13 protein-coding genes are annotated in these 12437 nt (G+C 68.3%); 6 read left to right on the forward strand and 7 right to left on the reverse strand.

Features of this window, described 5'->3' with window-relative positions; all coding sequences use genetic code 11:
• Positions 1 to 54: 54 nt before the first annotated feature.
• On the forward strand, positions 55 to 777 hold the full coding sequence (gene phbB, locus XAN126_RS0114015; protein WP_024279219.1) for an acetoacetyl-CoA reductase: 723 nt from the start codon (positions 55 to 57) through the stop codon (positions 775 to 777).
• Positions 778 to 849: 72 nt separating this feature from the next.
• Here the strand turns inward: phbB and XAN126_RS0114020 are convergent, their stop codons facing one another.
• Positions 850 to 1323 (reverse strand): thioesterase family protein, encoded by a 474-nt coding sequence (locus XAN126_RS0114020; protein WP_051460604.1) that lies wholly within the window; start codon positions 1321 to 1323, stop codon positions 850 to 852.
• A gap of 88 nt (positions 1324 to 1411) precedes the next feature.
• A complete protein-coding gene (locus XAN126_RS0114025; RefSeq protein WP_024279221.1) occupies positions 1412 to 2323 on the reverse strand; it encodes a methyltransferase domain-containing protein in 912 nt (303 codons plus the stop codon).
• Between the two features lie 163 nt (positions 2324 to 2486).
• On the opposite strand from XAN126_RS0114025, the gene XAN126_RS0114030 reads away from it, so the two are divergent.
• Both XAN126_RS0114030 and XAN126_RS0114035 read left to right on the forward strand, forming a co-directional pair.
• Complete coding sequence (locus tag XAN126_RS0114030) at positions 2487 to 3782, forward strand: glycerate kinase (protein WP_024279222.1); 1296 nt, start codon at positions 2487 to 2489, stop codon at positions 3780 to 3782.
• Positions 3783 to 4043: 261 nt separating this feature from the next.
• Complete coding sequence (locus XAN126_RS0114035; RefSeq protein WP_024279223.1) at positions 4044 to 4664, forward strand: GNAT family N-acetyltransferase; 621 nt, start codon at positions 4044 to 4046, stop codon at positions 4662 to 4664.
• Positions 4665 to 4803: 139 nt separating this feature from the next.
• On the opposite strand, the gene XAN126_RS0114040 is transcribed toward XAN126_RS0114035, so the two are convergent.
• Complete coding sequence (locus tag XAN126_RS0114040; protein WP_024279224.1) at positions 4804 to 5598, reverse strand: invasion associated locus B family protein; 795 nt, start codon at positions 5596 to 5598, stop codon at positions 4804 to 4806.
• Between the two features lie 320 nt (positions 5599 to 5918).
• On the opposite strand from XAN126_RS0114040, the gene XAN126_RS0114045 reads away from it, so the two are divergent.
• Positions 5919 to 7754 (forward strand): extracellular solute-binding protein, encoded by a 1836-nt coding sequence (locus XAN126_RS0114045; RefSeq protein ID WP_081762845.1) that lies wholly within the window; start codon positions 5919 to 5921, stop codon positions 7752 to 7754.
• A 4-nt stretch (positions 7755 to 7758) separates the two neighbouring features.
• Here the strand turns inward: XAN126_RS0114045 and XAN126_RS0114050 are convergent, their stop codons facing one another.
• A complete protein-coding gene (locus XAN126_RS0114050; RefSeq protein WP_024279226.1) occupies positions 7759 to 8247 on the reverse strand; it encodes a hypothetical protein in 489 nt (162 codons plus the stop codon).
• 447 nt (positions 8248 to 8694) lie between these two features.
• On the opposite strand from XAN126_RS0114050, the gene XAN126_RS27790 reads away from it, so the two are divergent.
• Positions 8695 to 9540, forward strand: coding sequence for an SH3 domain-containing protein (locus tag XAN126_RS27790; protein WP_081762640.1), 846 nt, complete (start codon positions 8695 to 8697; stop codon positions 9538 to 9540).
• Here the strand turns inward: XAN126_RS27790 and XAN126_RS0114060 are convergent.
• The 3 genes from XAN126_RS0114060 to XAN126_RS0114070 form a co-directional block, all read right to left on the reverse strand.
• On the reverse strand, positions 9516 to 9953 hold the full coding sequence (locus XAN126_RS0114060; protein WP_024279228.1) for a type II toxin-antitoxin system HicB family antitoxin: 438 nt from the start codon (positions 9951 to 9953) through the stop codon (positions 9516 to 9518). The genes XAN126_RS27790 and XAN126_RS0114060 overlap by 25 nt on opposite strands.
• An 81-nt stretch (positions 9954 to 10034) precedes the next feature.
• Positions 10035 to 11336 carry a DNA polymerase IV gene (locus tag XAN126_RS0114065; RefSeq protein ID WP_024279229.1) on the reverse strand — a complete coding sequence of 434 codons (1302 nt, stop codon included), beginning with the start codon at positions 11334 to 11336 and terminating at the stop codon, positions 10035 to 10037.
• A gap of 24 nt (positions 11337 to 11360) precedes the next feature.
• On the reverse strand, positions 11361 to 11687 hold the full coding sequence (locus tag XAN126_RS0114070) for a DUF3572 domain-containing protein (RefSeq protein ID WP_024279230.1): 327 nt from the start codon (positions 11685 to 11687) through the stop codon (positions 11361 to 11363).
• A gap of 113 nt (positions 11688 to 11800) precedes the next feature.
• Between XAN126_RS0114070 and XAN126_RS0114075 the strand changes: the two genes are divergently transcribed.
• A complete protein-coding gene (locus XAN126_RS0114075) occupies positions 11801 to 12169 on the forward strand; it encodes a response regulator (protein WP_024279231.1) in 369 nt (122 codons plus the stop codon).
• Positions 12170 to 12437 lie beyond the last annotated feature (268 nt).

Consider the following 12437-nt stretch of genomic DNA (forward strand, 5'->3'; position numbering starts at 1 on the left):
TGGGTGGGGGAGTCTTCAGGTCGAGCCAATAGCGTGAAGTGAAGGAGGGAAACCATGGGACGCGTCGCATTGGTCACGGGCGGCACGCGGGGTATCGGCGAGGCGATCTCGGTGGCTCTGAAGGCCGCCGGCCGGACCGTTGTCGCCAGTTTCGCGGGCAATGAAGAGGCCGCCAAGGCCTTCACCGAAAAGACCGGCATTCCCGCCTATAAGTGGGACGTGTCCGATTTCGAGGCCTGCAAGGCGGGTATCGCCAAGGTGGAGGCCGAGGTCGGCCCGATCGAGGTTCTCGTCAACAACGCCGGCATCACCCGCGACGGCCAGTTCCACAAGATGTCGCTTGAGCAGTGGAACGCGGTGATCAACACCAACCTCAGCTCCGCCTTCAACATGACGCGCAACGTCATCGAGGGCATGCGCGACCGCAAGTTCGGCCGCATCGTCTGCATCTCGTCCATCAACGGGCAGAAGGGCCAGTTCGGCCAGACCAATTATTCGGCCGCCAAGGCCGGCGAGATCGGCTTCGTGAAGGCCCTCGCGCAGGAAACCGCGAAGCTTGGCATCACGGTGAACGCCATCGCCCCCGGCTACATCGCCACCGAGATGGTGCGCGCGGTGCCGGCGGAGGCCCTGGCCAAGATCGTGGCGACCATCCCGGTCGGCCGCCTCGGCGAGCCGGAGGACATCGCCCGCGCGGTGGTCTTCCTCACCTCCGACGACGCCGGCTTCATCACCGGCTCCACCATGACCGTCAACGGCGCGCAGTACATCTGCTGATCGCGCCACCCGGCGAAACGCGACGGCCCGCGCTCCATCCGGATGCGGGCCGTTCGCGTTTCAGATCGTCACTCAGACAACCAGCGTCTGCAGCAGTGCCCGCACCGGCTCGGGAATGGGGACCGGCCGCTGGGTCGCCCGCTCCACATAGACATGGACGAAATGCCCCTGCGCCGCCGCGCTCGGGTCGTCGCCCTGGAACAGGGCGATCTGGTAGCGCACCGAGGACGAGCCGAGCTTCGTCACCCGCATGGCGGCCTTGACCGGAGCCGGATAGGTGAGGCTGCGGAAATAGATGCAGCGCGTCTCCACCACGAGGCCAATGACCGGGCTCGTCTGCGGGTCGAGCAGCCCCGCCGAGACGAGATGCTCGTTCACCACCGTGTCGAAGTAGGAATAATAGACCACATTGTTCACGTGCCCGTAGACGTCCACGTCCATCCATCGGGTCGTGATGGGCAGCACATGCCTGAAGCCGTCGATCGTCACGGGCTCCTCGCGCACCGCCGTGGCCCCTCCTGCGCCCGTCCCTGCCCCACCGCTCATTCCAGCCTCCCAATCGCATCCGCCGTCATTTAGAGGGAGCGGATGGGCGAGGCCAAGGGCGAGAAGCAAGGCAATGCAGGCCGGAGTGTCAGCCGGGCTCGTCGCCGGGCCGCAGCGGCTGCTCCGGCACCTTGAGGGCGTCGGCGAGGCGCATGCGCGCGGTGCCGGGGCGCAACGGCTTCTGCTGGCTCTCGTGTGGCGCCCAGCCGGAGAGGAACACGATCTCGAACGTCGCGCGGACCTTGCCGTCGGGATCCGCGAAGCGCTCGGCATAGACTTCCGCCGCGCGCAGCAGCGTCGCCCGGCGCAGCGGCACACGGCGGCGTTCGTTGAGCGCGTTTGCCCCACCCATGCGCCGCAAGTCCGAAAACAGGGTGAAGGGCGAGGAATAGCGCACCACCACGCGATCCACGTCCGTCACCGGCAGGGCGAATCCCGCCCGCTGCAGCAGGGCGCCAAGATCGCGCACGTCGGCAAACGGCGCGACGCGGGGCGAGAGGCCGCCCGTGGTCTCGCTCTCGGCAATGGCGAAGGCCTGCCGCAGCTCGGTGAGGCTGCTGCCGCCCAGCAGCGCAGCCATGAACAGCCCGTCCGGCTTGAGCGCCCGCCGCACCTGCGCCAGCACACCGGGCAGATCGTTCACCGACTGGAGCGCCAGCGCCGAGACCACAAGATCGAGGCTTCCGGCGGCGAACGGCAGAGCCTCCTCATCCGCCACCACGGCGGGCGGGACGAGATCGCCGACCAACGGCGCGGCGCGGATCAGGCGCTCCACGGCCGGGTGCCCGGATAGGGCGGTGGCGAGCGCCACGGTCGGCGTGCCGAGGTCCACGGCGGTCGCGAAGGTCCGCTTCACGGCCGAAAGCCGGTCCGCCACATCCTCTGCCGCTCGCTCCAGCAGGAAGGTCTCCGGCCCCTGGCCGGCGGCGCGGGCGAGGCGCCGGCGCAACAGCGGGCGATCGAAGACGAGATGGGGCGCGGTGTCGGCGGGGGCGGTCATGGCCCGCATATAGGCGCTCGGGGCTGGGGATGCACGCGCCCGGCGTTTCTGCCCGTCCGGGGAAAGCAACCTTTCCCGCCGCGCTTATTGATCGGCGCCCGGCGAGCCGCTACAGGCCACGGACCTTATAAGACTTTCGCACAAGCGGACGGGAGAGCGCCCCATGGAAAAGGCAACCGGCACGACGGCAACCGGCACGGCCACGGCCTCCGACAGGGAGATCCTGCTCGCGCTCTTTGAAACCGCCCTCGCCGCCGCTCTGCCGGAAGGCAAGTTCAAGGACCGCCTCCCCGCCCCGCCCGACGCAGCTAAAGGCGGCCGCACCATCGTCATCGGCGCCGGCAAGGCCTCCGCACGGATGGCCCGCGCCTTCGAGGAGGAATGGGGTCGCCCCTGCGAGGGCCTCATCGTCACCCGCTACGGCCATGGCTGCGAGACGAAGCACATCGAGATCGTCGAGGCCGCCCACCCCGTGCCCGACCAGGCCGGGCTCGACGCCGCCCGCCGCATTCTGGAGCTGGCGCGCAGCGCGGGGCCGGACGATCTCGTGGTGTGCCTCATGTCCGGCGGCGCCTCCTCGCTGCTCACCCTGCCGGCGGAGGGACTGACGCTCGCCGACAAGCAGGCGCTCAATTCCGCGCTCCTCAAGTCCGGCGCGCCCATCGGTGTGATGAACCGGGTGCGCAAGTCCATGTCGGCCATCAAGGGCGGGCGCCTCGCCGCCGCCATCGCGCCGGCACGGGCCGTCACCTACCTCATCTCCGACGTGCCCGGCGACGACCCCGCCGCCATCGGCTCCGGCCCGACCATTCCCGAGGCATCCGACCCCGAGGCGGTGCTCGGCCTGATGCGGACCTGGGGCATCGAGATCACCGACAAGCTGGAGCAGGTCATCCGCGCCAATACGGTTTCGGGCGACGCCATCCCCGGCCAGGAGGTACACATGATCGCGACGCCCCTCATGGCGCTGACGGCGGCCGAGGAAAAGGCGAAGACGCTCGGCCTCACCCCGCTCATCCTCGGCGACGCAATCGAGGGCGAGGCACGGGAGGCCGGCAACGTCTTCGCCGGCATCGCCCGCTCCGCCTCCGAGCACGGCCTGCCGGCCGCCGCGCCCTGCGTGCTGCTCTCCGGCGGCGAGACCACGGTGACGGTGCGGGGCAAGGGACGCGGTGGGCGCAGCGTGGAATTCCTCCTTGCCCTCGCCATCGCCCTCAAGGGCCGGGAGGGCGTCTCCGCCATCTCCTGCGACACGGACGGCGTGGACGGCACCGAGGACAATGCCGGCGCCTGGTTCGACGCGGCGCTGCTCGCCGATGCCGCTGCGCGTGGGCTGAAGCCCGACGATTACCTCGCCAACAACGACGGCTACAGCTTCTTCTCCGCCCTCGACCGGCTGGTGATGACCGGGCCGACGCTGACCAACGTCAACGACTTCCGGGCGATTCTGGTGCGTTGACACCGGCGGCATCGATTGCGGCGGGCGTGTGCGTGCACGCGCCTGTTGCAGCGCAGCAGAGCTGCAGCGGACGCATGGCTCATTTAAATTGAGCGATATCAAAATGCTGATCGGTCTGGCCACCAAATCGGCATGGCTTTGCCGTATTGGTCAACGTCAGCCCTATTGACCTTTGCTGCGCTGCACATAGTTTGAGGCACGAACAAACCGGGGGCGACCGGGAGGAAACCGGAGGTTTTAGACGCCAGTCTGGAGACCACTATGACCGATGAGGTCGCACCGGGGATTATCCGGAAGCTTTGGACCGGAGAGGCCGGACAGTTCCGGGACCATCTCCTCAGGCTCGACACGGAGAGCCGCCGGTTCAGGTTCGGCTCCGCAGTATCCCCTGAATTCATCGAACGCTATGCGTCGCGGGTGTTCCGCACCGGAGCCATCGTACATGGCTGCTTCGTCGACGGCGAGCTGCGTGCCGCCGCCGAGCTCTATCCCATGGGTGACGTGCTGCCTGGTGAGGCGGAAGCCGCCTTCAGCGTCGAGACCGCCTATCAGAACCACGGCCTCGGAACGCTGCTGCTCGACCGGGTGATCCTCTCCGCGCGCAATCGCGGCATCCGCTCGCTGTTCATGAGCTGCCTCGCCCACAATCGGCGTATGCAGCAGATCGCGCGCAAGTACGACGCCGAGCTGAAGTTCGAGCACGACGAGGTCACGGCCGAACTGGTCGCGCCCTTCCCCACTGCGCTCTCTCTGGCGCAGGAAGCGGCGGCGGATGCCCAGGGCATGGCGGGCGCTGTGCTCCAGGCCCAGCGTCTCGCGACCGGCCGCCTGCTCGACATGTTCCTTCCCGCGGCGCCTGAGCCCGTGCTCGAACCGCACTGACCTGACCCGTCTGCCCCGACGTGAGACCCGGCCCTTCGCAAGGAGGGCCGGCAAACAAAAACCCCCGGCAGTGCCGGGGGTTTTTCGTTTCAGCCAGACACCGGCCGGATTGCTCCGGCCGGAAATCACTGGCCGGCGATCACTGGCCGGTCTTGGCCTTCTCGAGTTCCTGGCCCTTCTTGAGGAGGGCGGCCTTGCCCTGCTCTTCCTGCTGCTGGGCAGCGGCGCGGGCTTCTTCCATGCGCTTGCGCTCCAGCTCCATGGCGACCTTCGCGTCCATGCCGGGACCGTCATAGGCCTTGCCGAAGTCGGTGTTGGAGATGGGCAGGCTGAGGGTGCGGCCGGTGCCGTTCACCATCTGCAGATAGACCGCATTGGCCTTGCGCAGCTTGGCGACGAAGGTGCCGTCGACCTCGAGGTCGCCGATGCAGGTCGCGCCGCCGCCCTGGATGGGCTGGCACAGCACGAACGGGATGTTCACGGGATCCTTGTCGAGGGTGATGCGCAGGCCGGGCTGCAGGCGCATGCCGAGCGGCACGGAGATGTTGATGTGCTTCTTCGGCTCATCCTGCATCTCGATGATGTCGACTTTGGCGATCGCCTGGCTCTCGACACCGAGCACCTGGGTCAGCACGCAGACCTGCTTCTTCCGCTCGGGCACTTCCTGGCAGATCTTCTGCCACGGCGAGGCGGAGAACTTCACGTCGGGCTCGCCCTGCGGCGCCTGGCCCTGCTGGGGGGCACCGGCCGGAGCCGGGGCGGCGGCGGCGGGAGCGGCCGGCTTGGCGGCAGGCGCTGCGGGCTTGGCGGCGGGCGCAGCCGGCTTGGCCGTGGAGGGCTGGGTCTGGGCAAAGGCCGGACCGGCGAGCGCCACGGTGATCAGCGTGGCGGCGACGGACGCCGTGAGCCGCGCGGTGGAATGGGTCTTCGTCATCGTGGCCTTTCCTGTGGTCTCTGCCGCCGGGCTCCCGCATGCGCAGGCGCACACGCGCGCCGGAGCACCCCGCGCCCCCTCTCGGACACCGGCTCTCTCCTGCCCAATTGAGGCGAGAAGGTGACAAACCGGCCGTCATCTTCACATCTGGCGGCGGGCGCTAGATTGCGGAGGAATGCGGCCAACTGACGGCGCATTCTGCAACCCAAGGGAAATGCTGATACGCGGCCGCCCGCGAGCCCCATATGATGGCACGCGAATCATGGAGCCGCCTTTGCCAGGCTTGGCTTCATATGAAGCCATGCAGCATCGGAGGCGCCATGATGACCGGCTGCGGATACGCCGCGCGCCTGACGAGGACGGCTCCCGCGGTCGTCGCGCTCCTGCTGCTGGTTTTCGGCGCCACCAAACCGGCGGTCGCCCAGGCGCTTGACAAGGCGTCCGCCATCGCGATGCGGGGAAAGCCGGCCCTGCCCCCCGGCTTCACCTCCCTCGTCTATGCCAATCCCAACGCGCCCAAGGGCGGGCGGCTCACGCTCTCCCTGCTCGGCACCTTCGACAGCCTGAACCCGTTCATCGTGAAGGGCACGTCGCCCGCCGTCCTGCGCGGCACGGTGACGGAGAGCCTGATGGCGCGTTCGCTCGACGAGCCCTTCACCCTCTATCCCCTGATCGCCCGCACCGTTTCCACGGACGAAAAGCGGTCCTTCGTCGAATTCGGCCTGGACCCGGCCGCCCGCTTTTCCGACGGCAGTGCGCTGACCAGCGCGGACGTGCTGTTCTCGTTCGCCCTCATGCGGGACATGGGCCGGCCGAACCACCGGCTCTATTACGGCAAGATCACCAAGGCGGAAGCGCCGGACGCGCACACGGTGCGCTTCACCTTCGCCGAGCCGGACCCCGAGCTGCCGCTCATCATGGGGCTGATGCCGGTCTTCAGCGAGCAGGCGACCGACCGGGCGCGGTTCGAGGAGACCACCCTTACCCCGCTCCTCGGCTCCGGCCCCTACAGGGTCTCCAACGTCAACGCCGGCGCGGCGCTGACGCTGGAGCGCAATCCCGACTATTGGGGGCGGAACGTCGCCTTCAATCGCGGCCTCTATAATTTCGACCGGCTCGACACCGTCTATTTCCGCGATGCCAACAGCGAGTTCGAGGCGTTTCGAAAAGGTCTGATCGACGCCCGGTTCGAAAGCGATCCCGGCCGATGGGAGACGGCCTACGATTTCCCGGCCGTCCGCAGCGGCGAGGTGGTGAAGGAGACCATCCCCACCGGCATTCCCAAGCCCTATTCCGCCTTCGTCTTCAACACGCGCCGCCCGCTGCTGGCAGACATCCGGGTGCGTCGGGCGCTCATCGAGCTGTTCGATTTCGAATGGCTGGACCGCAGCTTCTATCACGGCCTCTACCACCGGACGGGCAGCTTCTTCGAAGGCTCGGCGCTGTCCAGCCTCGGGCGGCCGGCGGATGCCAGCGAACGCGCGCTGCTCGCTCCGTTCCCCGGCTCCGTGGTGCCCGATGTGCTCGCCGGCACGTATCGGCCGCCGGTCTCCGACGGATCGGGCCGCGACCGCACCCGGCTCAAGGCGGCGCTCGACCTTCTGGAACAGGCCGGCTTCGTGCTGCGCAAGGGCGCGCTGGTGGATGCGGGGAACGGCCGGCCGTTCGCGCTGGAACTCATGGTGGTTACACGCGATCAGGAGCGCCTCGCCCTCGCCTGGCAGGCGCAGCTGAAGCGGGCGGGCATCACGCTCAATGTGCGCAGCGTGGATGCGGTGCAGTTCGACACCCGCCGGCAGGCCTATGATTTCGACATGATGCCCTACGCGTGGTCGCAATCCCTGTCGCCGGGCAACGAGCAGACCTTCTATTTCGGCGCCGCCGCCGCCGACACGCCGGGCAGCCGCAACTATATGGGCGCGAAGGCGCCGGCCATCGACGCCACCATCGCCGCCCTCATCGCCGCGCGGGACGAGGAGGCGTATGTCGCCGCCGCGCGGGCGCTGGACCGGGTGCTGATCTCCGGCGCCTATGCGGTGCCGCTGTTCCACACGCCCGGGCAATGGCTCGCGCGCTGGACACGCATCGCCCGGCCCGAACGGGCCTCGCTTTATGGCACCCTGCCGGAAACGTGGTGGCGGGTGCCGGGCAAATGAGGCGTCAGGCCGGCACGGAGGCGGGCCGGGCCCGCGCGGCCAGCGTTCCAACGATCACGAAGGCCAGCAGCACCACGCCCTGAGCGATGGCGAACGGCGGCTCCGACTGGGTGGGCGCCAAAGCCGCCAGCGCCGGCACCTTGGCGAAGGCCTGCGCGACGGCGACGAACACCAGAAAATAGAGGCTCGCCACGGCGGCAGCCGCATAGACCGGGCGCCATACGCCGGCACGGCCGGCACCGTAGAGCGCATAGGCGGCCACCAGCACCACCAGGAGCGCGATGGCGCCCACCACGTGCGACGGCTTCACCCCCGAGAACGGAAAGAGAAAGCCGGTCGCGCTCGTGAGAAAGGCGAGAGCGAGAAAGGCGGCGGTGATCCCCGCTCCCGCCCGTTCGCCCCGCATCAGGGCGAGTGTGACCGGAATCCCGAGAACGATGGCGATCAGGCTGATCCAGGTGTGCAGGCCGGTGAGTGTGGTCGGGTCGAACATGTCTGCCCTCTCGCTGTGCTGGATCATGATGCCGGAGCGTCAAGCTTTCCGCACGCCCCGTCTTTGCGGCTCGGCATGCGTCGACAGCCAGTTTGGAGGTGCGCAAAAACATCCGGCTTGGGCTGGACAGCGCCATCGCAACGCAGCACGTTATGCCGCAAGGGCAAATATCGGCCGCAATTGGCGAAGAAGCTTCGGCGCGCTGGATTGCGGTAGTACCTTGCGGCAATACTTGGTCCGCTGTACTTGGTCGCAACTACGAAATGGTGTGAGGATGCACGCCGCTTAGCGCCGAATGCGCCGGCAACCGCCGCGAAATCCAAAAACGCGGTGAATACAAGGAGTTCGGCAGGGACCATCGGGTCAGGGGATGGTTCGGCCGTGAGTGTCTTCAACGCCGCCACCCGCCAGTGCTGGCACGGGAGGCTCCGTTGGGAGGTGAATTCGATGGCTCGCCCTGGACTTGCGGCGCGCGGCCGGGATGAATTCGAGGCCACCCGCCCCGAATACCCGATGCGCTATCGCACAGAGACCGCGCAGAACCAGCGCCCCACCATTCCGGCCCGCATCGGTGCCGGCAGACGCCCTCGCCGCAGTTCCAAACGCCGCGACGGGCTCATGCTCTGGCGGGTGCTCGGCGTTTCCGCCGCGGTGCTCATCTTCGGCATGGGTGGTTTGCTGGCTTACAATCTTGTTTCTCCGCGCTCCGACACCTCACAGGCCGCAGCCGTTCCAACCCAGCCGACACCAGCTCCCCCCCTCGCCGCCCCTGCCAGCGCAGCCGCAACGACGGCGCCGAAACCCGCGACGCCAGCTCAACCCAAGCGCATTGCAGACACAGGGCACGGCCAGTCCGCCATCAAGGTGGCCTCCATTCTCGGTGCTGGCGGGGAGACTGCCGCCCCTGTTCCGGCCGAAGCTGGGCCGACGGCCGCCGACTTTTCCCGACCTGCCTTCCTTGAGCCCGTCAACGACACGGATGAGGAAACCCTCCCGGCGAGCGCCGTGGAGACGGTGGCCGAACGCACCCCGCCCGACGCCGCCGCGCCGCTGCCCGCGCCCCGACCTGTGAAGATGGCCTCTGCCGACACCGCGGCGTCCGACGACGATTCCGCCACATCCGCCCGCATCCGCTCGGCGGTCACGCTGCGGTCCGGCCCGCGCCGCTCGGCCTCGGCCATTGGCACGCTGGAGGGGGGCACGAAGGTGAAGCTCTATTCGTGCAAGAGCTGGTGCGAGGTCTCGACCGGCGACAAGCGCGGCTGGGTCTACAAGTCGTCGGTGGACCGCTGAACCGCCGCAGCTCCACCGTCCGTCATTTGGTGCGCCGCAGACTTTGCCTTGTCGGTGGGCACTTCCTCCGGTGATACCCGGCCGCTGAGGGGCACCTGACCTTCGGCCGACGGCACGCCCGGCGAGGACTTCTCCTCTTCGTCCGCCTGCTCTGTGGCCGTCTGGAGCGGCAACGGGACCAGAACGGCGATGCCCCGCCCCATCCAGTCCGGCTGCCCGGTATCCAGCATGTCCATGTTTAGCGGGGTGGGGAACGGTGCATTGCGGTCTGTAATCTCCGTTGCCACCACCTCGGCGGCCCGGCTCACGGCCGCGGCGAGCGTCTCGCCATCCGCCTGAAGCCCCGGAAAGTCCGGGAAACTCAGACGAAACCCGCTTTCTTCCTCTCGGATGATGCCGATCACGTGGTTCATGGCGCGTCCTCCTGAAGGAGAAAAGCGCAGGGGTGCCTTCCGCGTTCCGCGTGCACGGCACGGCCCGCGATGTGAGAGCCGTCACTTCTTCCGGTTGCGACGATCGGTGGTGGCGTCGAGGAGGATGCCGCGCGAGACCGCGCCGCGGCCGAACTTGGCCCGCAGCGTATCCATGGCGGTCTCGGTGGCCTTGAGGCGCTGGCTGGTGGTGTCCACGAGATCGGCCGGGTCTGCATCGGCGATGGGGCCGAGGTCCGAGACGCCGACGCCGATCAGACGGAAAAGCGTTCCGTCCGTTTCCTTCACCAGAAGCTCATGGGCGGCCGCGTTGATGCGGGCGGCAAGGCAGGTCGGGGCGTCCAGCGTGCGCGAGCGGGTGCGCAGGCGGAAATCGGCGCTTTTCAGCTTCAGGGTCACGGATCGCCCGGCGATGCCGGCGCGCTTCAGGCGGTCGCTCACTTCCTCGGAGAGCGCATAGAGCGTCTGCTCCAGCGGGCGCAGGGCGCCGATGTCACGGTCGAAGGTGGTCTCTGCGGACACGCTCTTCGCCTCCCGCTCCGGCTCCACCTTGCGGGTGTCGAGGCCGAAGGCGAGGCGCGAGAGCCGCAAGCCCTCCGCGCCGTAGCGGCGGGCGAGGTCGGCCGGTTCGGCGCGCTGCAGATCGCCGATGGTGGAAAAGCCATCCCGCGCCAGCTTGCCGCCGAAGGCCGCCCCCACCCCCCAGATGAAGGTGACGGGGCGTGGCGCCAGGAATTCCGCCGCCTCGCTCTGGCCGATGACCGAGAAGCCGCGCGGCTTGTCGAGGTCCGAGGCGATCTTGGCGAGAAACTTGTTGGCCGCGAGCCCCACCGAGACGGTGATGCCCACCTCCCGCTCCACATCGCGGGCGAAACGCGCGAGCGTCCGGGCGGGGCTGGCCTGATGCAGGGCCTCGGTGCCCGAAAGATCGAGGAAGGCCTCGTCGATGGAGAGCGGCTCCACCAGCGGGGTCAGCGCCTTCATGCGGGCGCGGACCTCCCGGCCGACCTTCACGTATTTCTCCATGTTGGGCTTCAACACCACCGCATCCGGGCACAGGGCCAGCGCCTTGAACATGGGCATGGCCGAGCGCACCCCGTGGATGCGGGCGATGTAGCAGGCGGTGGAAACCACCCCGCGCTTGCCGCCACCGATGATGAGCGGGACGTGCGCGAGGTCCGGATTGTCCCGTTTTTCCACTGCCGCATAGAAGGCGTCGCAATCCACATGGGCGACGCTGAGGCTGTGCAGTTCGCCATGCCGCACCACCCGTGGGCTGCCGCATGCGACGCACCGCAGGCCGCGCGACCCGGCAGCGGCGGGAACGTCCGAGAGGCAGTCGCGGCAGAGGCCGGGCGCGGTCATGGCTTCAGAAGGCGATGCCGCCGGCTACATGGGACGGCGGACGATGGCGTCCGGGTCGACGGGCGGCGAGAGGATCTCGTGGGCAGCGGCCACATGGCGCGGATCGAGACCCTTTTCGGCGGCGAAGGCAAGGAGAAGAGGCTCGTCGTTGAGCACGAAGGCGAGCACGCCGGCGCCGAAATCGCGCCGGCCCGCCGCCTCGCGCAGGTTGGCGGGGGTGAGGCCGGTCTCGGCGAGGAATCGCACGAGGCGCTCGCCATCGGCGGCGATGAAGGAGAGGGCGGAAACCGCCACCTCCTGCGCCGCATCACGCTGGGCCTTGAGGCCCCTTGGTTTGTCCTGAATGGGCATTTGCGCTTCCGCAAGGATTGGGGTCTAGCTGTCGGCGGCATTCCAGCACGTTCGCCGCGTGCTGCGAAGGGTGGCAGGATGCGGCGAAGTCGGGCCGGGTTTCGGGGGACGCGATGACCAAGACGGTGATGATCGTGGAGGACAACGAGCTCAACATGAAGCTCTTCCACGATCTCCTGGAGGCGCACGGCTATCGCACGGTGGAGACGCGCTCCGGCGTGGAGGCGGTGGAGCTGGCCCGCGCCAACCGGCCAGACCTCATCATCATGGACATCCAGCTGCCGGAGATTTCCGGCCTCGATGTCACCCGCAAGCTGAAGGCCGATCCCGAATTGCGCGCCATCCCGGTGGTGGCCGTCACCGCCTTCGCCATGAAGGGAGACGAGGAGCGCATCCGCGCCGGCGGCTGCGAGGCCTATCTCTCCAAGCCCATCTCAGTGGCGCGCTTCCTCGAGACGGTGCGCCAGTACACCGGCGGCTGAGGTGGGGACAGCCGAATCACCGGCTTTTCCTTTCGCCCCGTTGTGCTAGTCTTCGTGGCTTCCAGATGCGAGGCGGAAGGTGCGCGGCCGGCCATGCCGGTCCAGAGGCCCTTTCGCTGCCAGACAACCCTACGGAGTGCTCAGGTCCGCCGCATCTCCTGGGTCCGTGGGGTTTGGCCGGTGGGTGAGCGTCGCGGGAGGCCTCCCCGCCCGCTCCCCGCCGGCCAGCCTATCCTCTCGCGTCCTGCTCTCCCGGTCATTGCGTCCC

This window comes from Xanthobacter sp. 126, assembly GCF_000526175.1.
GTDB classification, from domain to species: domain Bacteria; phylum Pseudomonadota; class Alphaproteobacteria; order Rhizobiales; family Xanthobacteraceae; genus Xanthobacter; species Xanthobacter aminoxidans.

Excerpts from the sequence above, each read along its gene's own strand:
- XAN126_RS0114045 (WP_081762845.1), top strand. The coding sequence starts at position 5,919 with ATGATGACCGGCTGCGGATACGCCGCGCGCCTGACGAGGACGGCTCCC.
- XAN126_RS0114025 (WP_024279221.1), bottom strand. The coding sequence starts at position 2,323 with ATGACCGCCCCCGCCGACACCGCGCCCCATCTCGTCTTCGATCGCCCG.
- XAN126_RS27790 (WP_081762640.1), top strand. The coding sequence starts at position 8,695 with ATGGCTCGCCCTGGACTTGCGGCGCGCGGCCGGGATGAATTCGAGGCC.
- XAN126_RS0114035 (WP_024279223.1), top strand. The coding sequence starts at position 4,044 with ATGACCGATGAGGTCGCACCGGGGATTATCCGGAAGCTTTGGACCGGA.
- XAN126_RS0114075 (WP_024279231.1), top strand. The coding sequence starts at position 11,801 with ATGACCAAGACGGTGATGATCGTGGAGGACAACGAGCTCAACATGAAG.
- XAN126_RS0114070 (WP_024279230.1), bottom strand. The coding sequence starts at position 11,687 with ATGCCCATTCAGGACAAACCAAGGGGCCTCAAGGCCCAGCGTGATGCG.
- XAN126_RS0114050 (WP_024279226.1), bottom strand. The coding sequence starts at position 8,247 with ATGTTCGACCCGACCACACTCACCGGCCTGCACACCTGGATCAGCCTG.
- XAN126_RS0114030 (WP_024279222.1), top strand. The coding sequence starts at position 2,487 with ATGGAAAAGGCAACCGGCACGACGGCAACCGGCACGGCCACGGCCTCC.
- XAN126_RS0114060 (WP_024279228.1), bottom strand. The coding sequence starts at position 9,953 with ATGAACCACGTGATCGGCATCATCCGAGAGGAAGAAAGCGGGTTTCGT.
- XAN126_RS0114040 (WP_024279224.1), bottom strand. The coding sequence starts at position 5,598 with ATGACGAAGACCCATTCCACCGCGCGGCTCACGGCGTCCGTCGCCGCC.
- phbB (WP_024279219.1), top strand. The coding sequence starts at position 55 with ATGGGACGCGTCGCATTGGTCACGGGCGGCACGCGGGGTATCGGCGAG.
- XAN126_RS0114065 (WP_024279229.1), bottom strand. The coding sequence starts at position 11,336 with ATGACCGCGCCCGGCCTCTGCCGCGACTGCCTCTCGGACGTTCCCGCC.
- XAN126_RS0114020 (WP_051460604.1), bottom strand. The coding sequence starts at position 1,323 with ATGAGCGGTGGGGCAGGGACGGGCGCAGGAGGGGCCACGGCGGTGCGC.